Below are 21,008 nucleotides of genomic sequence, written 5' to 3' on the forward strand. Positions count from 1 at the left end.
GTGTGGCGCATGGATGACGTCCGAGTGCTCGCCGAGGCGGCCGCCGTCGAGGTCGCGCTCGACCCCGTTCGTGCAGCGATCCTCGACGCGCTCGCCGAGCCCGGCTCGGCGGCGACCATCGCGGCGGCCGTGGGCCTGACCCGGCAGAAGGTCAACTACCACCTGAAGGCGCTCGAGGCGCACGGGCTCGTGGAACTCGTCGAGACGCGCGCGTGGGGCGGCATCACCGAACGCGTCGTGCAGCGCTCGGCCCGTCACCTCGTAGCGTCGCCCGGCGTCGTGCAGCGCTCCGCCGTCGACCCCGACGCGATTCCCGACCGGATGTCGGCCGCCTACCTGATCGCGGTCAACGCCCGTTCGGTGGCCGAGGTCGGCGCCATCGCCGGCGAGGCATCCGGTTCCACGCGACTGCCGACCCTCACCGTCGACACGGTCATCGGTTTCGCCTCGCCCGAGGACCGGGCGGCGTTCGCCGCCGACCTGCAGACCGCGCTCGCCGAGCTCGTGGCGCGCTACCACCACGACGACGGGCGGCCGCACCGGCTGACCGTCTCGTCCTACCCGCGACCGAAGGAGACATCATGAACCAGTCAGAAGCATCCGGCCAGGCGCAGCCCGCGCCCGGCGAGTACCGCATGGAGCGCACCTACGAGGTGGCCGCCACGCCCGAGCAGGTGTGGGAGGCCATCGCGACCGCCGAGGGCATCTCGTCGTGGATGGTGCCGGCCCGGCTCGATCCGCGCGTCGGCGGCGAGGTGTCGTTCGATCTCGGCGAGATGAATTCGACGGGCGTCGTCACCGACTACTCGCCGAACACCCGGTTCGCATACGATGAGCCATGGCCGATCGCGGAGCGTCCTGAAGACGTCGCGCCCGACATGGCGGAGTGGTTCGCGTCGATCGGGGTGCCGCTCGCCGAGGTGTGCGACGGACTCGATGCCGTGTCGCCGATCGCGACGGAGTTCCTCGTGGAGTCGGCGTCGGGCGGCAGTTGCGTGATCCGCGTCGTCACGAGCGCGTACGGCAGCGGCGCCGACTGGGAGCGTGAGTTCTTCGCCGAGATGGCCGAGAGTCTCGCCCCGATCCTCGACCGGCTCGCGGCACGGTTCCCGGTCGCGGTGTAGGACGAGGGGCCCCGGCATCCGCCGGGGCCCCTCGTCTGCAGCGGCTCGCCGCTACTGCACGTTGGTGAAGATCGCGTCCTCGTAGAGGAAGCCGGGCGCGACCTGCAGCGTCAGCGACGCCGGGTCGGCGACCGACCACGCCGACTGCCACGTCACCGACTGGCCGGGCAGCAGCACGTTCGTCGGCGGCAGCCCGATGTCGGTCCCGTCGGCCGTGAAGTCGAAGATCTCGCTCGCCTCCTGGCCGCCCGACGACAGCTGCGGCATCGGCAGCGGGTCGAGGTTCTCGGTGGAGTTGTTCGTGATCGTCATCGTGAACACGATGTTGGCCGCCTGATCGGCGCCGGCGGCGTACTCGCTCGGGGTGTACGGCGCCGGAGCGGAGACGTTCAGCTCGACGTCGTCCTCGTAGACCATGGTGTCGCCGAAGGCGAGGGTCTCGGCGGGCTGCTCGACGGGCTCCTCGGGCGCGTCGGACTCCTCCGCCGGCAGCTCGCTGGAGCTGGAGCCGCCGGTCGTGCCGTCGACGGCGTCGCTGAACGCGTTCGACGCGACGACGACGAAGACGATGACACCGACGATCGTGCCGACGATCGACACGGCGAGTCCGGTGATGGCCGGCCACTTCGCGCCCTTCAGGAAGAGCGCGACGATGGACAGCACGAAGGCGATGGGCAGCAGCACCCAGCCGACGATCAGGGCGCCGGGGATGCACGCGAAGATGAAGCCGACCGCCGCGACCGCGAGCGCGATGATGCCGAGCACGTGCGGCTTGCGGCTCTGCTGCGGTGCGGAGCCGCCGGGCGGCACCGGTGCGCCCGGGTATCCGCTCCCGTACGGCGAAACGGGCGGTACGGCGGATGCCTCGCCCGCTGCATACGCCGGCACGCCGGTGCCGACCTGGGCGGTGGCCCCGGCGGGTGCGGCGAAGCCGGCGGGTGCGCCGACCCCGGCGGGTGCGCTCTCGACGGGCGGCACGGCGGCAGCGGGTGCGCTCTCGACCGGCGGTACGGCGGCCGCGTCGGGGGCGGCGGCGGGCGGAGCGGGCATGCGGTGCTCCGTCCAGGCCGAGCCGTCCCAGTACCGAAGCGTGCCCGTACCGGAACCGTCGTCGTACCAGCCAGCAGGGGTCGCGTTCGGATCACTCATCCCTCGATGCTGGCAGAACCGCGAGAACGGGGTCGACGAAGGGATGCCCCCAGAATGGGGGCCACCGGTGGGGTCACCGAACGCCGAGGGGCTGAGCGGGCGAGACGTCCCTGCCTTCCGGGGGATCAGTCTGCTCAGAGGCATCCACCTCGCCCGGGGCATCCGTCTCGCCCGTCGCGCCGACCGCCCGCGTGCCCAGCTCGATGCGGTCTTCGAAGAAGAACCGCGACAGCCGCACGCGGAGGCGCTGGGCGATCGAGATCCGGCCGCGTGCGTCCGGGCGCAGCATCAGCGGTTGCGGCTGGTCGCTCGCGGTGATCCGCCAGCGCTCGCACGCGTCGATCGGGGCGTGCACCTCGACGTACTCACCGCCGGGGAGGCGCACGATGCGTCCGGTCTCGTAACCGTGCAGCAGCACCTCGCGGTCTTTGCGCTGGAGGGCGAGGCAGACGCGGTGGGTGATGAAGAACGCGACGGCGGGGCCGGCGAGCAGCGTGATCTGGAGCGCGAGGATGACGTGCTCGAAGCTCACGTGGAAGTGCGTAGAGATGAGGTCGGCGCTCGCGGCGATCCAGAGGGTGCCGTAGAAGACGATGCCGGCGACTCCGATCGCGGTGCGGGTGGCGGCGTTGCGGGGGCGGTCGAGGAGATGGTGCTCGCGGCGGTCGCCACTCGCCCACTCCTCGACGAACGGGTACACGGCGATCGCACCGAGGTAGATCGTGACGACCGCGAGCGGCACGATGACGGCGAGCGTCCAGGTGCGGTCGAGCCACACGACCTCCCAGCCGGGCGGCACGAGCCGGAGGGCGCCGTCGAGGAATCCGGTGTACCAGTCGGGCTGGCTGCCCGCGGAGGCGTCGCCCGGCGCGGCCGGGCCGTAGAGCCAGATGGGGTTCACGGTGACGGTCGCGGAGACGAGGGTCAGCAGTCCGCAGACGATGAGGAACAGGCCGGTCGCGCGTGCGGCGGCCGTGGGCCAGAGGGGGATGCCGACGATGTTGCGGTTCGTGCGTCCGGGCGCGGGGAACTGCGGCGGGCGCCGCTTCCAGGCGATGTAGCCGCGGAATGCGACGAGCCCGATGAGCAGCGCCGGGAACACGACGATGTGCAGCGGGTAGAGCCGTTCGATGATCTCACCCGGGAACTCGCCGCCGAACAGTCCGAACGTGAGCCACGTGCCTACCACCGGGATGCCGAGCGCGATGCCCTCGGTGATGCGCAGGCCGGTGCCCGAGAGCAGGTCGTCGGGCAGTGCGTATCCGCTCCAGCCCGCGGCGAGCGCGGCGACGAAGATGCCGAAGAGCAGCAGCCACATCCCGCGTCGCGGCCGCCGGAACGCCCCGGTGAAGAACGTGGTCGCGAGCTGCATGATGATGGATGCTGGCAGCAGCAGCGCCGACCAGTGGTGCGCCTGCCGCACGAGCAGCCCGCCGGGGATCTCGAACGTGAGCCGCATCGTCGACGCGAACGCCTGCGACACCTCGGCGCCGTGCAGCGGCGCGTACCCGCCCTCGTACGTCGTCAGCTCGCTCGAGGGCGTGTAGAAGAACATCAGCAGCAGCCCCGACACGGTGACGACCACGAGGCACGCGAACGTCACGACGCCGAAGAGGTTCGTCCAGTGCAGTGGGATGGCTCGCCGCCTGAGCTCGTCCGTGACATCCGACAGCTGCCGGCCGAACACGCGCGCCCGGCCCGCCCGTGCCGCGAGCCGATCCGTGACCGACGGCCGACGCGGCGGCCGCGCGCCGCGGCTCGCTCCGCCCCCTTCGTGTCGCTCGTCGCCGGTGGTGACCCCGCTGCTGCGCATCCGCTGCTCCTCGATCGGCTCTCACTCATATGACGCCGCAGCGGTCGGATTTGTGACAGGTGAGGGCGGATGCTCCGGGCATGGAGCCGGCTCCCAGCCGCGCCCCTAGGATCGAGGACATGGCCGGGTTCTGGGGCAAGCGCAAGCGTGAAGATCAGGAACTCCAGGCCCAGGACGCCGTGCTGGCGAGCCGGGCCGGGACGGCGTTGGTCGCGGCCGACGAGCGCATTCGCGTCACCGCCGACGAGTTGGTGTTCGCCGAGGCCGAGCTCGGCCACGAGGCCGTGGGCCCGCTGCGGGAGGCGCTCGCGTCGGTGCGCACGCACCTCGGCGAGGCGTTCCGGCTGAACCAGCTGAACCACGACGAGATCCCCGACACCGCGGAGGAGCTGCGGCAGCGCAACGCCCGCATCGTGCAGCTCTGCGAGTGGGCCGAGGATCTGCTCGACGAGCAGACGTCCGCGCTCGCCGAGCGCATCGCGCGGGCGCGCCGGGCTCCCGAGATCATCGCCGGTGTGCGAGCGGATGCCACGCGCCTGCGTGCCCGCATCCCTCAGGCCCGCGAGACGATCGAGCGCCTCGCCGCACGGTACGCGCCCGAGGCACTGTCGCAGGTGCAGTCGAACCCGGCCGAGGCCGAGCAACTGCTCGGCTTCGCCGAGCACAGCGCCGGCGTCGCCGAACGCCGGCGTGAGGCCGGCCAGCGCGAGCAGGCGAATCTCGCGCTCGAGGCCGCGACCGAGTCGGTGCGCCGCGCCGGCACCCTGCTCGACGCCGTCGAGACGTTCGAGGTGGAGGCGCTCCGCGCCGAGTCGACGCTCGCCGCGATCGTCGAAGACTCCCGCGGTGACCTCGCCGTCGCCCTGAAGGAGCCGCACTCCACCGGGGTCAGCGCTGCCATCGCCGATCTGCAGGCCGCGCTCGCCGCGCTACCTGCCGCCGGTGTGAACACCGACCCGTTCACGCAGCTCACGCGCCTCCGCGAAGCGAACGCCGGACTGGATGCCGCGATCGCCGCCGCCCGCGAACGCGCGGCCCGGCCCATCCCGCCGTTCGAGCACGTGCGCCACGCGATCGACGACGCCGACCGCCAGCTCGCCGTCGCCCGCGATGTCATCGCCGGCCACCGCGGCTGGATCGGCGCCGACGCCCGCACCCGCCTCGCCGAGGCCGAGCGCATCCGCCTCGACCTCGATCGGTTCTTGGGCGTGCCCGCCTCGACCGTGCCGACCATCCACGAGGACCACCGCGAAGAGGCCATGGCCATGGCCCGGCGCGCGGCCTACCTCGCCGCCGAGGCGCTGCAGCTCGCGACCCGCGACATCGACTCGTCACGCCCGCAGGACCCGTGGGGCGGCGGTGGCGGCTGGGGCGGCGGCGGCAACTGGGGCCGGCCCCGCGGCGGCGGCGGCGATGTGATGGGCGGGATTCTCGGCGGGCTTGTGATCGGGAGTGTGCTGGACGGGATCTTCGACTGAGGTTCTCGTCGCGGCGCGCGTCGGTACCTCGGCACGGCGGTCCGGCGTCTGCTCAGACGAAGCGGCGGCCGACGACGCGCCGGGATCGCCGGCCGCGTTCGCGGCTCAGTGCTGGAGCACCGCCCAGGCGAGCAGGCTGTCGATGCGACGGATGTCCGCCCCCTTGGTCAGCTTCACCTTGATGTGACCCGCCTTCGTCCACAGCTCGACCTCGGCATCGCGATCGAGCAGACCGCCGGCGTTCTCGGTCGACCACATGTGGATGGAGCTGTACGGCAGCGAGTAGATCTCGACCTTCTTGCCGGTCAGCCCCTGCGCGTCACGCACGATGAGCCGCTTCGTCGTGAAGGTCGCGGAGTCGCGGAAGGTCTGGAACGACGCGACGGCCTGTTCGCCCTCGACGAGCAGCGTCTGCACGTCGGCGGGAACAGGGATCTCGTTGCGCAGGGTCCAGGCGAGGATGGGTGCGGTTTCCACGGGGTGGTGTCCTTTCGTTCGATGCTTCGGCGGTCTGCCGACCGTCAGCGTCGAGCCACGGTGGCATCAGATGCCGCCGGTTCGGCTCGGGGAGGCAGCCGGGGATGCGTACGTTCGCCGCTTGATCGGCAGCCGTTCACTCTCTGGCGACGCGATGACACGGCAGGGGTTCAGCGTTCTGACGCCGGCGCGCGGTTTCCGGGCGCTCCCCCGAACGCCGCGCGGGATGACGGCGGCGGGCACCGTCAGGGAGAGGGAAACGTCTTCGAGATCGCTTCCACCAGCGCGCGGGCCTGGGTTTCGTCAAATTGGAGAGTCTGGGAGACGCCCGTTCCCTGCCTCTGATCCGAGCCGTACGTCGAAATCTGCAAGAGCCGACTCTGGGCCAGGTTGACGACGCTCCATTCGGCATCGACTTCCGTCGGGTGCGCCCGGGATGCGGTAGTGGTCTCACTGAAGGAACGGACTCGTGCCATGTGATGACCATATGTCTGCATCCGCCGAACGACGAGCCTGACGCGACCCTTTGTCCTTCTGAGACGGAGGGGGCGCCGCGCCCTAAGCTCGTCGCCATGGGTACCGCGGCCAATCAGGCTCTCCGGTCGTTCATCGAGGAACGAGATTGGGCACAGTTCCACACTCCGGAGAACCTTGCGAAGAGCATCAGTATCGAGGCTGGCGAGCTGCTGGAGTGCTTTCAGTGGGGAAGTCCACCTGATGCCTCGAGGGTCAGCGAGGAGCTTGCTGACGTCTTGACGTACTGCATGCTCCTAGCTGATCGGCTTGGCGTCGACCCCGAGCAGATCGTGCTCGACAAGCTGGAGGTCACCCGCGCCAAATACCCCGCCGACGTCGCACGCGGACGAAGCGACAAGTATGACCAGCTTTAGGATCGAGCACCTCCCGTTCAACAAGGCGACGCTGCGAGATTGGGCACTGCCAGACGGCAGACACTCCAACTGGCCGGTCGTATACGCGATCAACGGCCGCAATCAGGTCTATATCGGCGAAACCTTGAACGCTGTCGTGCGCATGAGACAGCACCTGGATTCGCCGTCGAAGCAACAAGAGAAGCTCGGCGCGGTGCGGATTATCGTCGACGACACGTTCAACAAGTCGGCGTGCCTCGACCTCGAGTCGTACCTCATTCGTCTTTTCGCGGGCGACGGCCGATTCCGAGTCCTCAATCGAAACGAAGGCATTACCGATGCCGACTACTTCGATCGCGCACGCTATCGGGCCACGTTCACCGAGATTTTCGAACAGCTGCGGGCGCAGGGACTCTTCGCTCGATCACTCCCAGAGATCGAGAACAGCGATCTCTTCAAGCTGTCGCCATATAAGGCGTTGAACCAGGACCAAGCCGTGGCGATCGAGGACATTCTGGAAGGGTTGTTCGCGGACGTAGAGCGGGGTGAGGGAAGCACGATCGTCGTCCAAGGCGATCCCGGTACGGGGAAGACCGTCGTCGGAATCTTCCTCATGAAGCTGCTGCGAGACATCCAGATGTCGACGCCGAGCCATAAGAGCGACGCGGACTCGCTGTTCTCAGAGTTCTTTGTGGAAGGCTTCCCCGAGCTGCTGCGTGACTTCCGTATGGGCTTGGTCGTTCCACAGCAATCCTTGCGAGCGTCTATCAAAGATGTGTTCCGTCGCACTCCAGGTCTTCATCCCAGCATGGTCCTGACACCGTTCGAGGTGGGCAAGAGTGTGGAGCGTTTCGATTTGCTCATCGTCGATGAGTCACATCGGCTCACTCAACGTGCGAATCAGTCCGCGGGCACGCTGAACAGGGCCTTCACGGATATCACCCGTTCGCTTTTCGGAGCGGACGACCTGTCACGCACCCAGCTCGACTGGGTGCGAGCACAAAGCGCGCACCAGATCTTCCTCCTCGACGCCGCACAGAGCGTGCGTCCCGCTGATCTCCCCGCGCAGGTCCTTCGCGAATTGGTGGATGAGGCAAGGAAGACCCGCCGCCACTACCCGCTTCTCTCTCAGATGCGGGTGTTGGCAGGCGGTGACTACATCTCATACGTCAGGGACGTGCTCAGCGGGGAAGCGGCCTCAGTACTCGCCTTCCCCACTTACGACTTGCGGTTCTTTGATGACCTCTCCGAGATGGCCACAGCGATCCGCGACCGTGATCAAGAGGTTGGCCTCGCTCGTATGGTCTCCGGCTACGCCTGGGACTGGAAGAGTCGCAAGGATTCGGCCGCCTTCGACATCGAACTCGACGGGATCCGCCTCCGCTGGAACCGAATGCAAGTTGACTGGATCAATTCACCGGGAGCTATCGATGAAGTGGGGTCCATCCACACAGTCCAGGGTTACGACCTGAACTACGCGGGCGTCATCATCGGCCGCGACCTGCGGTTCGATCGCCACCGAGGGCACCTGAGAGTCGACCGTGCGTCGTACTTCGACAAGAAGGGCAAGGAGAACAATCCAGCGCGCGGTCTGATCTACACCGACGACGATCTGCTGCGGTTCGTCACGAACATCTATGGTGTCCTGCTCACTCGCGGGATGCGGGGCACATACGTATACGTATGTGACCCCGACCTTCGTGAGTATCTACGTCAGTTCTTCGGGAGCAATCCGACACCGGCGCTGTAGCCGACCGCTGCCCGTCGGCTTCGGCGCGTCCGCCGCCCGCCTACGGGCGACGCGGCGGGCACCGAGGCGAACCGAAGGCGTTGGAAGCATCCGTCTCAGACGTCGCAGGCGACGCCGTCACCATCCCGGTCCAGGTCGTACACGTCGTACCCGACGATCGACACGGGGCCATCGACGTAAGCCGGACCGTTGCCGCTGCCTCCAGCGCAGTCGACATCCGAGGCGACAGGAACGCACGCTCCCTCATAGTTCGGGTCACACCCGCCGGCCGCAGGAGGTGGTGGGGGCGGCGGTGGGAGACGCGATCCGACCGCGATGACTTCGTTCACAGGCTCGACAGTGATCACTTCCTCGATCACTTCTCGTGAGATCTCGGAGCCGTCCAACGTGACGACCCGAATCCGGGTGAGCTTCTGCCCGTTGACTCCCGTCGTCGCGACGGCGGTGACCCCAGCGTCGAGGTTGGGGTCATCGACGTTTGAAGTTGAAAAGGGGAGAGCAACGAGCTCCTCGATGATTGTCTCCTCCCGCACTGGAGTCGGTGTAGGAGTGGGCGTCGGTGTCGCGCTGGGTGGCGCACTCGGCGACGACTCGTGTGAGGACGGCGGCTGTGTCGCGGCGAGCGCGGCACCGCCGATGCTCGAGGCAAACACCCCAGCCGCCAGCACCGCCGCGCCGACTGGACGGCGCCCAATCTTCAGTCGGGCGAATGACCCGTGAAGCACGGCGTAGAGTCCCACTGCACCTGCGGCAATGCCTGCCACGAGCAGCAAGCCTGCAGGCCCCCAGAATGCGAGAACGAGGACCGCGGCCGCTGAGGTGGCGACGGATACGACTTTGGTGGATGCGGGCGCAGCTCGCCACCAAGTGCCAAGTCGACCTTGCGGGCTTGATGATCCGCCGTGGCCCGGTGGCTGGCTGCTGGTCATACTTCTCCTTCGCGATACCACCAATGGGCCGAGGCCACGAGGGGGTGGGTGTTCTGCCGCCACAGGTCTCGCGCACGAGGGGAGCACGACCTGAATCGGGGCGTCGTTTGTCTCCTCAGCATCTGCAGCCCAACGGGTGGCGAAAAGCCCCAACTCGAGGGCCGCATGCAACAGACCGGTCTTCTCCTCGCCCATCTGCTCCCCGCGGACCTAAAATCCCCCCATGACCGGATTCCTGGTCAGGCGCAGGCGGGGTGCGCACGAGCTCGGGGCTCGCGAAGCCGATCTGGCGAGGCGGGCCGCTTCAGCCCTGCTCGCGGCCGACGACCGGATCCGCGAGGCCGCTGAAGAAGCCGACTTCGCCGAAGCCGAGCTGGGCGCCGAAGCCACCGGCCGACTCCGGGCAGCGCTCGACACGGCACGACGGGTCTTGATCGACGCCTTCCGACTGCAGCGCCTCAACGGCGAGGCAACCCCGAGCAGCACCCAGCTCACGAGCGCACGCAACGCGCGAATCATCCGTGCCTGCGACTGGATCGAGCAGACGCTCGATGCGGAGACGGCCGCGCTGGCACAGCACGTCGCCCGGGCGCGAGGAACCGAGATGCCCGAGACACCGGTCTTCATGGATGCGGAGCCGACCAAGGGCGCCGAGGAAACGCACCAGAAGGACGCAGCGCCCGGTCTCACCTACGTCCACTTGCAACTCCGCGAACGCATCGAGATCGCCGACCGCCGGCTCGAAGTCGCGCGCGATCTCGTCGCCACCCGCTCAGGCAGGCCGGGCGCGGAGGCATCCGCCCGGCTCGCCCTCGCTGAGCACCTGCGCGCGGACATCACCCTCTGCCTCGGTGGCGCATCTGACGCTTCGGAGCGCGTCGCGACGATCGTCGTGATCGAGCCCGCCCGCCGCGAACGCCTGGCCGCGATGGCCGAGCGGGTGGCCGAGCTCACCGATGAGGCGGTCGAGCTGATGTAGGGTGCCAGGCTGCCCCGCTGATCAGGCGCCGCGCCCCCCGATCGCCCGCGCCACCGCGATCATGTCGTCGCCACCGTCCCCGGCGCGCTCGGTCGCGGCGTACAACTCGACGCACGCATCGAGCAGCGGACTCGAGACCCCCGCCGCAGCGGCCGCTTCGACGACGAGTCGCGCGTTCTTCAGTACGTCGGAGATGCGCGCCTGCGGCGAGGCATCCGCTCGCCGAAGTTTGTCGAGTTTCACGCGCGAGACCGGTGACGCCATCGGGCCGGCGTCGAGCACGGACTGGAACGTGTCGAGGTCGAGCGCGTTCGCCTCGGCGAAGCGGAACGCCTCGGCGAGCCCCGTCACCATCGAGATGAGGTACGAGTTCACCGCGAGCTTCATCAGCGTCGCGGCGGGCGCGGCGTCGCCGCACACGAACGTCTGCGCGCACAGGAGCGCGACGATCGCGCGCGCCCGCTCGACTGCGTCAGGGAGCCCTGCGAGCATGCCGACCAGCTGCCGTTGCTCGGCTGGCACCCGCGACCCCGAGACCGTCGCCTCGACGTAGCTGCCGCCCGCCACGGCGACGTCGGCGGCGAGCGCCGCGGCGTAGGCGGGGGAGTTGGTGCCGAGGTTCACGAGGATCCGGCCGCGGAGCATCCGTTCGAGGCCGGATGCCTCGCGCTCCAGCACCTCGTCGATCGCCGACTCCGTGGCGAGCATGACGAGCACCACGTCGGCCAGGTCGAAGACCTCGGCGGCGGTCGACGCGACCCGCGCGCCGGCGGCGCCGAGGCGATCGAGCGCGGCCGCCGAGCGGTTCCACACCACGAGGTCGACGCCCGACGCGACCAGGTTGCGCGCCATCGGCTCGCCCATCACGCCCAGGCCGATGAAGCCCACGGCGCCCGAACGCGCCGAAACCGGGCCGCGGTCGGCCGGGTGCGTGCGCGTCACGCCGCACCGCCCAGGGGCTTCTCGAACCAGAAGTCCGCGTACGGCTCGCCGTTGAAGTCGTCGATCTCGCGGTAGCCGGTCGCCCGGTACAGGGCGATCGCCTCGACGAGGGCGCGGTTCGTGTCGAGTCGCACGGTGGTCGCGCCACGGCGGGCCGCCTCCTCCTCGACGGCGGCGAGCAGCCGTCGCCCGAGCCCCATGCCGCGGGCCGAAGGCGCGACCCAGAGCCGTTTGATTTCGGCCGGGTCGTCGCCGTGGAGCATGAGTCCGATGCATCCGACCGGCTCGCCGTGCAGGGTCGCCACCAGGAACGCGCCGTGCGGGTCGCTGAACATCGCGTCCGTGGTGGTCCGCGTGACCTGCGGGTCGAAGCCCGCGTCGAACCGGCTCTGCAACTCCTCGAAGTACGCCGCGATGCAGAACCGAGCGGATGCCTCCCGCGGGTCGGTCACCGCGATCTCCACGCTGCTCGCCGCGAGCAGCAGCCGCACCTCGTCCATGGCCCGCACGAGCCGTTCGCGCTGCCCCGCGGTGAGCGGGGCGAGCATGCCCTCGACGAGCTCGTCGGAGAGGCGATCGAGCTCGGCGACCTCGGCCGCCCCGGAGTCCGTCAGCCGGGCCACGCGAACGCGCGTGTCGCCGGGAAGCGTCGCGACCTCGACGAGGCCTTCGCGCTCGAGCGCGCGGAGCTGGCGGCTGAGATAACCGGCGTCGAGACCGAGCCGCGCCCGGAGCGCGCGCAACTCGACGCCCTGCTCGCGGACGTCGGCGCCCGAGGCATCCGCCCCGCCGATCTCCCAGATCAGTCGCGACTGGCCGAGCGGCCGGCCGCGTGCGAGGTAGTGGTCGTCGAGCGCGCCGACCCGCTCGGTCACCGTGCGGTTGAACCGCCGCACACGGGCGATGTCGTCCATTTCTCTGACCTTAGTCAGAGAAATGGACGACGACAAGAGTGCCCGAGCCACGCCCTACCGCAGCGCGAGCGACAGCCCCAGGCTCGCGAGCACGCCGAACGCGACGCCCCACAGGGTGATCGCGATGGACTCCCAGATGATGACGAGCTTGCGGTCGGCACCGAACGACACCATCGCGGCGGACGTGATCTGGCTCGGCAGGATAGTCGGGCCGAGTAGGCTCACGCCGGCGACGCCGTACTTGTCGAACGCGCGGCGCAGCTTCTCGCGGCGCGGCGACTCGGCCGCCGGTACCGGCGAAGCGGCGGATGTCCCGGCAGGGTCGTCCCCGGCGACGCCGGCGCCGACCAGCGCTCGCTTGCGCTGATGGGCGACCACCTTCGTGCGCGCGCTGTAGGCAGTCTGCACGAAGATCAGCATCGCGACGATGTTGCCGATCACGGCGACCGCGACCGCGATGGCCGTCGGCAGGCCGATGAGCACGCCGATGACGGCGCCGAGCTCGGAGTCCACGAACGGGATGGCCGAGACGATCATCACCCCGAGCCACTGGAGCCAGTCGGGGAAGCCGGTGGTGAAGTCCTGCAGTGCGTCGATCATGACGGAGCCTTTCGAGTGGACGAGCTGATGCCTCCATCCTTCGGAACCCGAGCGGCCCTCCACAGTGCCGCCGCATCACCGATTCCGCATGCGTTCGCGCACGCCGGCGGGTGACAAATGTCACTGCTCTACGCTCGGAGGCATGCCCGCCGAGCACTCCCGCAGCGTCCACACCACGTGGCTCTACACGCTCGGATCGATCGTGTTCTTCGTCGGCTTCTACTCGGTGTTCGTCGCGCTCATGATGCTCGAGACGTATGCGGCGTCGCCGGGCCCGATGTCGGCCACGCTGATCGTGCTCCAACTCGTGTCGGCCGCGATGCAGATCCGGTACTGCTGGTTCCTCCGGGTCGGCCGCGGCGGCGGGCTGCCGAATCCGTGGTGGACGGTCGCGCTCTTCGCACCGGCCGTCGCGGTGTGGGGGCTCAGCCTGTTCACTGCAGACGCCGGCCTCGAAGGTGCCGCGGCGCTGTGGGTGGCGTTCGCGCTCGTCGCCTGCCTGCTGCCTCAGCGCTGGCGGTGGCCGACGCTCGGGGCATCCCTGCTCATTGCGATCGCGCACCCCGTCATCGTCGGCGCGATTTCGGGCGACGGTGGTGCGTCGGCGACCGGTCCCGGCGGCTGGGCGACGGCGATCTACGGGATTTCCGTGCCGTTCATGCTGCTCAGCAGCCTGTGGTGGTGGGAGATCGTGGTGCAGCTCGACCGGCATCGCCGCACCGCGGCGGAGCTCGCGGTCACGCAGGAGCGGCTGCGTTTCGCCTCAGACCTGCACGACATCCAGGGCCACCACCTGCAGGTCATCTCGCTGAAGTCCGAGCTCGCCGAACGCCTGCTGGCGATCGACCCCGAGGCGGCGCGCGAGCACATCCACGAGACCCGGCTCATCGCGAAGCAGGCCCTGGAAGAGACCCGCTCGCTCGTCGCCGGCTACCGGCAGGTCGCGTTCGACGACGAGCTCGAGAACGCCCGCGAGGTGCTCACCGCGGCGGGCGCCGACTGCGAGCTGCGCGTCGGCGAACTGCCCGCGGATGCCGCGCACCGCAGCGCCCTCGCGTCCGTCGTGCGCGAGGCGACGACCAACATCCTGCGGCACAGCGCCGCCACGCGGGTGACCATCGTGCTGTCATCGACCGACGGCCAGCATGTGCTCGAGATCACCAACGACGGCGTGACCGCAGCGCTCGACGAGGCCGGCAGCGCGCCGGGATCCGGGCTGGCCGGCCTCCGCGAGCGGCTCACCGCCGTCGGCGGCACGCTCGAGACCACCACGGATGCCTCGGGCCGCTTCGTCCTCCGAGCTACCGTGCCGGCCGCCGCGGTGTCGGGCGCCGCAAGCACCGAGGTGCCGCCGGCGGTGCGCGCATGATCCGCCTCCTGGTCGCCGACGACGAGCACCTCATCCGCGGCGCCCTCGTCGCGCTGCTGAACCTCGAACCCGACATCGAGGTCGTCGCCACCGCCGAGCACGGCCTCGCCGCCGTCGAGCAGGCCATCGCGACGAAACCCGACGTCTGCCTCCTCGACCTCGAGATGCCCGAGGCCGACGGACTCGAGGCCGCCGCCCGCATCCTTCAGGAGGTGCCGACGCGCGTCGTCATCGTCACCCGGCACGCCCGCCCTGGCGTGCTGCGGCGCGCCCTCGCGAGCAAGGTCTCGGGCTTCGTGCCGAAGTCGACCCCCGCCGAAGAGCTCGCGCACGTCATCCGCGACGTCGCCGCGGGCAAGCGCTACATCGACCCCGAGATCGCCGCCGCCGCGCTCACCGCCGAGCGCTGCCCCCTCACCGACCGGGAGCTCGACGCCCTGCGGTACAGCCGGTCGACCATGAGCGTGCAGCAGATCGCCGACCGCCTGCACCTCGCTCCGGGCACCGTCCGCAACTACCTCTCATCGGCGATGACGAAGCTCGACGCTTCGTCACGGCACGAAGCCGCGGAGAAGGCGTGGCAGCAGGGCTGGATCTGACCGGCCCTGCGCCACGCGCGGCTCCACCGCCCCGTCACTCCGTCGGCTCCTCCTGCAGCGCCCGGACCTCGATGCGGCACTGCAGTGCCTGCGACGCCTGCGTCGCCCATTCGATCGCGGCGGCCTCGTCGGCCGCCTCGATCACCCAGAACCCGCCGACGTACGACTCCGCCGCCGCGAACGGCTCATCGAGCACCTGGGTCTCGCCTGACGAGACATCCACCGTCTTCGCCGTCGACGGCGGGTTCAGCCCGCCCGCGAACAGGAACGCGCCCGACTCCTTCAGCGCGGTGTTGAACGCGTCCACCGCGGCGATCACCTCGGCGAAGTCCGCGGGGTCGAACTCCTTCATCGACTCCATCGTCGGCTCCGTCGCGGAGTCGTGCGGCACGGTGAGGAAGTACTGCGTCATCGGTCGATCCCTTCGTGATGGGGCTGCCGTGTTGGCCGCCCTCACTCATGCGTCGAACGAGTTGCGCCCGGATCGACACGGCGCCGAAGAAATCCGGAACACGATCGGGCCGGGCGCTGGTGCGCCCGGCCCGAGGCATCCGTCGCTCATGCGGATGCCGGCTCCCGCGGAGCCCGCTCACGCGGAGGCATCCGCCGTCTCGCTCGCCGGCGCGACGCCGACGAACCGCAGCCAGCCGAGCGCGTACGCGGCGATCTCGGGCCAGCGGGAGTCCAAGACGAGGGAGTGGCCGCGGTCGGCGAACTCCTTGTACTCGGTGATCGTCGATGCGTTGCGGTAGGTGCGGAAGACGCGCCGGCTCGACGCGGCGGGCACCGTGCGGTCGAGGCCGCCGCCGATGATGAGCAGCGGACCGCGCTCAGCGTCGACCCGCACCGCGGCGGGGGAGTTCGGCAGCACATTGGCGGTTGCCGACTCGAACAGCGGGCGGCCGGGCGACGGGATCGTCACCGCCTCGTGGATCGCGTCGGACTCCTCGCGCGAGATCGCGTTGCCGAAGGCCTGCGCGAAGTGCGCCTGCGACTGCGCGTTCGCCCCGCGGAATTGGAACGGGTTGCCGAGCACCGGCAGCGCGTTCCGCAGCTGCACGGGCGGCAGCACATACACGCCGCGGCCCTGCGCCGGGTCGATCGCGACGGCCGCCGCGCCGAGCCCCTCGCCGAGGAGCTTCTGCACGATGAGCCCGCCGAACGAGTGGCCGACGAGGATGGGCTTCCGGTCGAGCTGGGCGATGAGGCCCCGGTACCGCTCGGTGATCTGCTCGATGCCGACGCCCGCGACCCGCTCGGGGTGGCGCCGCGTCTCGGCGACGGTGTCGGCCTCGCCCGGCCAGCCGGGGGCGTACGACACGAAGCCCTCGGCGTCGAAGCGCTCGACCCAGGGCTGCCAGCTGGTGGCGTGCAGCCAGAGCCCGTGGACGAACAGGACGGGCGTCTTGGCCGAGGCGTTCGCGCGGGTGACGAAGGCGAGGTCGGCGGCGGTGGCGGTGGTGGTGGTGGTGTTCATGATCTGCTCCTGTCGTGAGGTGGTGCGAGTGGATGTTTCGTTGCCTGGTTCCACCGTGCCGCTCGGTGCTTGCCGACCTGCCACGTCGCCCGCCACAATGACCACGGATCCCGCCAACCCTGGGGAGGAGACGGATGCGCCCCGCCAAGCAGCCACCCACGTCACGCGGTCGCGACCGCCACGTGCTCGCCATCGTCGTCGTGCCCGACACGGTCGCGCTCGAGATCGCCGTCGCGCAGCAGGTGTTCGGCCGCCGGATGCCGTCGCTCGCCGCGGTCACCGGCGACGGCGAGACGCCCTACGAGGTCGTGCTCGTCGGTGAGCAGCCTCGCGTCGTGTTGCCCTCGGGCACCGATCCGGGGGAGCTGGCGCCGCTCGACACACTCCTCACCGCCGACACCGTGCTCGTGCCGGGCCTCGAGGAGCCGCTCGCCGAGCGCTCGCCCGAGCTGCTCGCCGCGCTCCGCGCCGCGCGGGACGCCGGCGCCCGCATGGTGTCGTTCTGCGGGGGCGCGTTCATCCTCGGACGGGCGGGCATCCTCGACGGCAAACGCGCGACCACGCATTGGGTGCTGTCGAAGGAGTTCCGCGAGGAGTTCCCGCTCGCGACCCTGCAGGCCGAGCACCTCTACGTCGACGACGGCGAGGTGCACACCTCGGGCGGTATCTTCAGCGCCACCGACCTCGCGCTGCACCTGCTCTCGCTCGATCTCGGGCACGCGTACGCGAACGACCTCAGCCGGATCCTCGTGAGCGCGCCGCACCGCCCGGGCGGGCAGGCGCAGTTCATGAAGGACTCGATCCGCCTCGACGCCGAACCGCCAGTCGAGTCATTCCTCCGGTGGCTGCGTGAGCACCTCGACGAGCCGCTCACCCTCGCCCAGCTCGCCGCGCACGAGCACGTCAGCGAGCGCACGCTCGTGCGGAAGTTCCGCGCAGACACCGGCATGAGCGTCTTCGACTGGATCACGCGGGAGCGCGTGAATCAGGCGAAGGCGCTGCTCGAGACCACCGACCACCCGGTCTCGGAGATCGCTGCGATGGTCGGGCTCGGCACGTCGGAATCGCTTCGGCGGCAGTTCGAGCGCCTCGTCGGCACGAGCGCCTCGGCCTACCGGAAGACCTTCCGCGGGGCCCTCGTCACGGCCTGAGCGGGCGGGCCGGGCCGTCGCCTGCTCAGTCCGGCGGTGACGGCGCTCCGCCCGACAGCCCTCCGTCGGCGGACTCGTCGAGCGGCCGGTCATCCTCGCCCTGCCCGGTCCCTCCGCCGGTGTGCGGGGCGTCGGGCTGTCGCGACGGGTTGTCGGTCTGCTCCTCCGTCGTCGGGTCGGCGTCGGACCCGACACCGCTCGCACGGCCGTCCTGTCCGGGGTCGGGCACATCCTGGGGCATCGTCATGGTCGTTCCTCCCTCGATGACACGGCCGTCGCCGCGCCACCTGCACGATCCCTCGGCGTCCGCGCCCCCGTCAGGGGGTTGACGCGTCGCAGGTGGGTTCGAAGCCTTCGCGTCGGCGCCACAGTTATTCGACAGATGTAGAGTAGACCCGTTACCAGACAACGGGGTCGACACCCCTCGCCGGCCGAGCGCCGGCCCGCCGATGCCGACCCGCCACGGGGCATCCGACCCGGATCCCCGTGAACCGACGAACGAAGGGTCAGCACTATGGCACGCGTCCAAGACAAGGTCGCCCTCATCTCCGGCGGAGCCCGCGGCATGGGGGCATCCCACGCCCGCCTCCTCGTGCAGGAGGGCGCCAAGGTCGTGATCGGCGACCTGCTCGACGCCGAAGGCGAGGCGCTCGCCGCCGAGCTCGGCGAGAACGCCCGCTACGTCCACCTCGACGTCACCGATTTCGCGCAGTGGCAGGCGGCCGTGCAGGTCGCCGTCGACGAGTTCGGCGGTCTCGACATCCTCGTGAACAACGCGGGCATCGCGAACTTCGGCTCCATCGAGGAGTACACGCTCGAGGCGTGGGACAAGATCATCCTCATCAACCTGACGGGCGTGTTCTACGGCATCAAGGCCGCGATCGAGCCGCTGAAGGCGTCGGGCAAGGGTTCGATCATCAACGTCTCCTCGACCGCGGGCCTGCAGGGCTACGAGGCGCTGCCTGGCTACAACGCCGCGAAGTTCGGCGTGCGCGGGCTCACGAAGAACGCCGCGCTCGACCTCGGCAAGTACAACATCCGCGTCAACTCGGTGCACCCGGGCAGCATCCGCACCCCGATGACCGAGGGGCTCGACGCGAGCCAGAGCCACGTCGCGCTGCACCGGCAGGGCGAGCCCATCGAGCTGTCGAACCTCGTGCTCTTCCTCGCCAGCGACGAGTCGAGCTTCTCGACCGGCGCGGAGTTCGTCGCCGACGGCGGCGAGACCGCGGGCCTCGCGCACTACGCCGACTGAGGCGCGCGAACGCAGACGAGCGGATGCCTCGGGCCCGGGGCATCCGCTCGTTCTGTCAGTGCGCTAGGGTCGAGCCGCCGACCCGGCCCTTCCGCCCCCACCCTGAGGAGCCCGCCCCATGACCGAGCTGATCCTGGCCGGACCCGACACGCAGACGGTGCCCGCCGTCATCGAGATCGCGAAGCGCCACGGCTACGAGGCGACGACGCCCGCGCCTGGCCGCATCAAGCTCGAGCGCGGCAGCATGACCAAGACGGTGTGGCTCGGCGCGATGGCCGGGAAGGGCTTCCACATCTCGTTCACCTTCGACATCGGCGTCGACCAGCACGGCAACACGTGGCTCCGCTTCGATCAAGACGGCGCGCTCGGCGCGGTGAAGGGCGGCGCCATCGGCTACGCCAAGACGAAGAACGCGTACGCCGAGTTCGTCGAGACCGTGCGTCGCGAGACCGCCGAGCGCGGGATGCTCCTGGGTCAGCGCTAGCGCGCGGCGCAGCGCGATGGCCCGGGCGAGGCATCCGCTCGGCCGTTCCCGAGGTCGGCTCGCTACCCTGATCGGATGACGCTCGACGCCCGCCAGCTCCGCACGCGCGCCGCGCTCGGCGAGGCGCTCGTGCGACTGCTCGAGCGCAAGCGCCTCGACGACATCTCGGTCGCCGAGCTCTGCCGCGAGGCCGGCGTGCATCGCACGACGTTCTACGGGCACTTCGACTCGGTGGCCGGCTTCGCGCTCGCCGAGTTCAGCCAGGGCATCGACCGCATCGCCGAGGTCGACGTCGAGCCGGGCGCCGAGAGTCCGGCGGACATCGCGCAGCGGTACCTGGCGTCGATGCGCGAGATCCTCCTGCACGTCGCCGAAGAGCGTGCCGGGTATCGCGCGCTCTTCGGTTCGGCGACCCGCGGCGTCTTCCGCTCGGCGCTCGACGACCGGCTGCGCGTCCGGGCGCGCATCGCGCTCGAGATCTGGCGCGAGCAGGGCGTCCCGGGTGCGCCCCGGTCGGATGCCGCGATCGAGCAGGCCGCCGCGTTCATCGCCGGCGGGCTCGTCGGCGCACTCGAGGCGTGGGCGCTCGGCGAGGAGACGGATGTCGCGGACGCCTCGGAGCGGGTGTACGCCCTGATGCCGTCGTGGTGGCCCCGGGAGGCGCCGGGGGAGGAGTGATCGGAGCGCCGTCGGCCCCGTCTTCACAGCCGGGATCGCCCTCGGCGAACCGTTGGCACTCTCGGTGCGCGAGTGCTAATCTGGAGATAGTTGAGCCGATGAGGCTCAACTCTCCAAACCCCTTCGATCGCGGGTGTTCCGCGATCGAGCGAGCACCATCACGAGGAGGACACCATGCCTGTCACCTGGGACCCGTTCCGCGACCTCGACCGCCTCGCCGCGAGCATGCTGGACTCGAGGCAGGGGCCGCGCATGATGCCGATCGACCTGCACCGCGACGGCGATCACTACGTGCTGAGCGCCGACCTGCCGGGCGTCGACCCGGGCTCGATCGACATCGACGTCGACGGCCAGCTACTCACGATCCGCGCCGAGCGCACCCTGCGCGACGGCGAGGGCGTGCAGTGGCTCGCGCACGAGCGCCCGAGCGGCTCGTTCCTGCGCCAGCTCACCGTCGGCGACGGCATCGACACCGCCGCGATCAGCGCGCACTACGACAACGGCGTGCTGAGCGTGATCATCCCGGTGTCGGAGCGGGCGAAGCCCCGCAAGGTCGAGGTGCGCTCCGCCACCGCGGAGGCGCCGAAGGAGGTCGCGTCGAGCGAGAGCTGACGCGCCACGCACGATGAAGGGCGGATGCCTCGGCATCCGCCCTTCGTCATGTTCCGGCGCTGCACGCACGTGCGCCGCCGACGTGAGTCACTCCTCGACGCCGGGGTCGCCGCCGTCGAGTCCGCCATCGGTCGACTCCGACATCGGCTGGTCGTTGCCCTGGGCGCCCGGGCGGTCGGGGTTCGGCTCGCGCGGCTCACCGGTGCGCTGCTCGGTGTCCGCGGACTGCGAGCCCGTCGTCTGCTCGGTGTCGCTGTCGTTGCGCGCCTCACTGCCGAGGCCGGCCGTCTCGTCGTCGTTCGTGCCGTTCGGCGTCGTCGAATCGGTCATGGTTCGTCCTTTCGTCGGTTCGTCTTGGG

General features: G+C 70.0%; 24 protein-coding genes. 13 read left to right on the forward strand and 11 right to left on the reverse strand.

The genetic code is table 11. The annotated features are described in order from the left end of the window. The first annotated feature begins 9 nt into the window (after positions 1-9). Entirely contained in the window at positions 10-585 is a 576-nt protein-coding gene (locus ABIQ69_RS02910) for a helix-turn-helix domain-containing protein (protein ID WP_350348905.1), read from the forward strand. Further along, positions 582-1,124, forward strand: a complete 543-nt coding sequence (locus ABIQ69_RS02915) for an SRPBCC domain-containing protein (protein ID WP_350348906.1) — start codon at positions 582-584, stop codon at positions 1,122-1,124. The genes ABIQ69_RS02910 and ABIQ69_RS02915 overlap by 4 nt, the downstream gene beginning before the upstream one ends. A 51-nt stretch (positions 1,125-1,175) precedes the next feature. Here the strand turns inward: ABIQ69_RS02915 and ABIQ69_RS02920 are convergent, their stop codons facing one another. Further along, entirely contained in the window at positions 1,176-2,273 is a 1,098-nt protein-coding gene (locus ABIQ69_RS02920) for a DUF2510 domain-containing protein (RefSeq protein WP_350348907.1), read from the reverse strand. A 73-nt stretch (positions 2,274-2,346) separates the two neighbouring features. Beyond that, on the reverse strand, positions 2,347-4,086 hold the full coding sequence (locus tag ABIQ69_RS02925; protein ID WP_350348908.1) for a cytochrome b N-terminal domain-containing protein: 1,740 nt from the start codon (positions 4,084-4,086) through the stop codon (positions 2,347-2,349). 119 nt (positions 4,087-4,205) lie between these two features. Between ABIQ69_RS02925 and ABIQ69_RS02930 the strand changes: the two genes are divergently transcribed. Beyond that, a complete protein-coding gene (locus tag ABIQ69_RS02930; RefSeq protein WP_350348909.1) occupies positions 4,206-5,564 on the forward strand; it encodes a hypothetical protein in 1,359 nt (452 codons plus the stop codon). 105 nt (positions 5,565-5,669) lie between these two features. Here ABIQ69_RS02930 and ABIQ69_RS02935 read toward each other — a convergent pair whose 3' ends face one another. Beyond that, complete coding sequence (locus ABIQ69_RS02935) at positions 5,670-6,041, reverse strand: PH domain-containing protein (RefSeq protein ID WP_350348910.1); 372 nt, start codon at positions 6,039-6,041, stop codon at positions 5,670-5,672. A gap of 572 nt (positions 6,042-6,613) precedes the next feature. Here ABIQ69_RS02935 and ABIQ69_RS02940 point away from each other — a divergent pair. After that, positions 6,614-6,931 carry a nucleotide pyrophosphohydrolase gene (locus tag ABIQ69_RS02940; protein ID WP_350348911.1) on the forward strand — a complete coding sequence of 106 codons (318 nt, stop codon included), beginning with the start codon at positions 6,614-6,616 and terminating at the stop codon, positions 6,929-6,931. Beyond that, positions 6,918-8,660, forward strand: coding sequence for a DNA/RNA helicase domain-containing protein (locus tag ABIQ69_RS02945; protein WP_350348912.1), 1,743 nt, complete (start codon positions 6,918-6,920; stop codon positions 8,658-8,660). Before ABIQ69_RS02940 ends, ABIQ69_RS02945 begins: the two co-directional genes overlap by 14 nt. Before the next feature lie 95 nt (positions 8,661-8,755). Here ABIQ69_RS02945 and ABIQ69_RS02950 read toward each other — a convergent pair whose 3' ends face one another. Then, positions 8,756-9,193 (reverse strand): G5 domain-containing protein, encoded by a 438-nt coding sequence (locus ABIQ69_RS02950; protein ID WP_350348913.1) that lies wholly within the window; start codon positions 9,191-9,193, stop codon positions 8,756-8,758. 619 nt (positions 9,194-9,812) lie between these two features. On the opposite strand from ABIQ69_RS02950, the gene ABIQ69_RS02955 reads away from it, so the two are divergent. After that, positions 9,813-10,568 carry a hypothetical protein gene (locus tag ABIQ69_RS02955; protein ID WP_350348914.1) on the forward strand — a complete coding sequence of 252 codons (756 nt, stop codon included), beginning with the start codon at positions 9,813-9,815 and terminating at the stop codon, positions 10,566-10,568. A gap of 21 nt (positions 10,569-10,589) precedes the next feature. Here ABIQ69_RS02955 and ABIQ69_RS02960 read toward each other — a convergent pair whose 3' ends face one another. Genes ABIQ69_RS02960 through ABIQ69_RS02970 form a run of 3 tightly spaced genes read right to left on the reverse strand, consistent with a single transcriptional unit; the run spans position 10,590 to position 13,024 of the window. Further along, entirely contained in the window at positions 10,590-11,510 is a 921-nt protein-coding gene (locus tag ABIQ69_RS02960; RefSeq protein WP_350348915.1) for an NAD(P)-dependent oxidoreductase, read from the reverse strand. Next, complete coding sequence (locus tag ABIQ69_RS02965; RefSeq protein ID WP_350348916.1) at positions 11,507-12,424, reverse strand: helix-turn-helix domain-containing GNAT family N-acetyltransferase; 918 nt, start codon at positions 12,422-12,424, stop codon at positions 11,507-11,509. Before ABIQ69_RS02965 ends, ABIQ69_RS02960 begins: the two co-directional genes overlap by 4 nt. A 54-nt stretch (positions 12,425-12,478) precedes the next feature. Then, positions 12,479-13,024, reverse strand: a complete 546-nt coding sequence (locus tag ABIQ69_RS02970; RefSeq protein WP_350348917.1) for a hypothetical protein — start codon at positions 13,022-13,024, stop codon at positions 12,479-12,481. A gap of 142 nt (positions 13,025-13,166) precedes the next feature. Here ABIQ69_RS02970 and ABIQ69_RS02975 point away from each other — a divergent pair, with 142 nt between their 5' ends. Together ABIQ69_RS02975 and ABIQ69_RS02980 are read left to right on the forward strand one after the other, a co-directional pair. Further along, a complete protein-coding gene (locus ABIQ69_RS02975) occupies positions 13,167-14,393 on the forward strand; it encodes a histidine kinase (RefSeq protein ID WP_350348918.1) in 1,227 nt (408 codons plus the stop codon). Next, positions 14,390-14,992 carry a response regulator transcription factor gene (locus ABIQ69_RS02980; protein ID WP_350348919.1) on the forward strand — a complete coding sequence of 201 codons (603 nt, stop codon included), beginning with the start codon at positions 14,390-14,392 and terminating at the stop codon, positions 14,990-14,992. The genes ABIQ69_RS02975 and ABIQ69_RS02980 overlap by 4 nt, the downstream gene beginning before the upstream one ends. 34 nt (positions 14,993-15,026) lie before the next feature. Here ABIQ69_RS02980 and ABIQ69_RS02985 read toward each other — a convergent pair whose 3' ends face one another. Together ABIQ69_RS02985 and ABIQ69_RS02990 are read right to left on the reverse strand one after the other, a co-directional pair. After that, entirely contained in the window at positions 15,027-15,404 is a 378-nt protein-coding gene (locus ABIQ69_RS02985; RefSeq protein ID WP_350348920.1) for a YciI family protein, read from the reverse strand. Between the two features lie 177 nt (positions 15,405-15,581). Next, positions 15,582-16,469: an alpha/beta hydrolase gene (locus ABIQ69_RS02990; protein ID WP_350348921.1), complete on the reverse strand. Its 888-nt coding sequence runs from the start codon at positions 16,467-16,469 to the stop codon at positions 15,582-15,584. Between the two features lie 134 nt (positions 16,470-16,603). Here ABIQ69_RS02990 and ABIQ69_RS02995 point away from each other — a divergent pair, with 134 nt between their 5' ends. After that, positions 16,604-17,620, forward strand: a complete 1,017-nt coding sequence (locus tag ABIQ69_RS02995) for a helix-turn-helix domain-containing protein (RefSeq protein ID WP_350348922.1) — start codon at positions 16,604-16,606, stop codon at positions 17,618-17,620. 25 nt (positions 17,621-17,645) lie between these two features. Here ABIQ69_RS02995 and ABIQ69_RS03000 read toward each other — a convergent pair whose 3' ends face one another. Further along, positions 17,646-17,867: a hypothetical protein gene (locus ABIQ69_RS03000; RefSeq protein WP_350348923.1), complete on the reverse strand. Its 222-nt coding sequence runs from the start codon at positions 17,865-17,867 to the stop codon at positions 17,646-17,648. A gap of 267 nt (positions 17,868-18,134) precedes the next feature. On the opposite strand from ABIQ69_RS03000, the gene ABIQ69_RS03005 reads away from it, so the two are divergent. From ABIQ69_RS03005 to ABIQ69_RS03020, 4 genes are all read left to right on the forward strand, one after another. Next, positions 18,135-18,875: a glucose 1-dehydrogenase gene (locus tag ABIQ69_RS03005; protein WP_350348924.1), complete on the forward strand. Its 741-nt coding sequence runs from the start codon at positions 18,135-18,137 to the stop codon at positions 18,873-18,875. Between the two features lie 118 nt (positions 18,876-18,993). Beyond that, positions 18,994-19,359: a hypothetical protein gene (locus ABIQ69_RS03010; protein WP_350348925.1), complete on the forward strand. Its 366-nt coding sequence runs from the start codon at positions 18,994-18,996 to the stop codon at positions 19,357-19,359. Between the two features lie 75 nt (positions 19,360-19,434). Next, positions 19,435-20,037 carry a TetR/AcrR family transcriptional regulator gene (locus tag ABIQ69_RS03015; RefSeq protein ID WP_350348926.1) on the forward strand — a complete coding sequence of 201 codons (603 nt, stop codon included), beginning with the start codon at positions 19,435-19,437 and terminating at the stop codon, positions 20,035-20,037. Positions 20,038-20,211: 174 nt separating this feature from the next. Beyond that, on the forward strand, positions 20,212-20,649 hold the full coding sequence (locus tag ABIQ69_RS03020; RefSeq protein ID WP_350348927.1) for an Hsp20/alpha crystallin family protein: 438 nt from the start codon (positions 20,212-20,214) through the stop codon (positions 20,647-20,649). Positions 20,650-20,736: 87 nt separating this feature from the next. Here ABIQ69_RS03020 and ABIQ69_RS03025 read toward each other — a convergent pair whose 3' ends face one another. After that, positions 20,737-20,979, reverse strand: a complete 243-nt coding sequence (locus tag ABIQ69_RS03025) for a hypothetical protein (protein ID WP_350348928.1) — start codon at positions 20,977-20,979, stop codon at positions 20,737-20,739. Positions 20,980-21,008: the final 29 nt, after the last annotated feature.

The sequence above is a fragment of the Agromyces sp. G08B096 genome (assembly GCF_040267705.1).
Taxonomy (GTDB): Bacteria; Actinomycetota; Actinomycetes; order Actinomycetales; family Microbacteriaceae; genus Agromyces.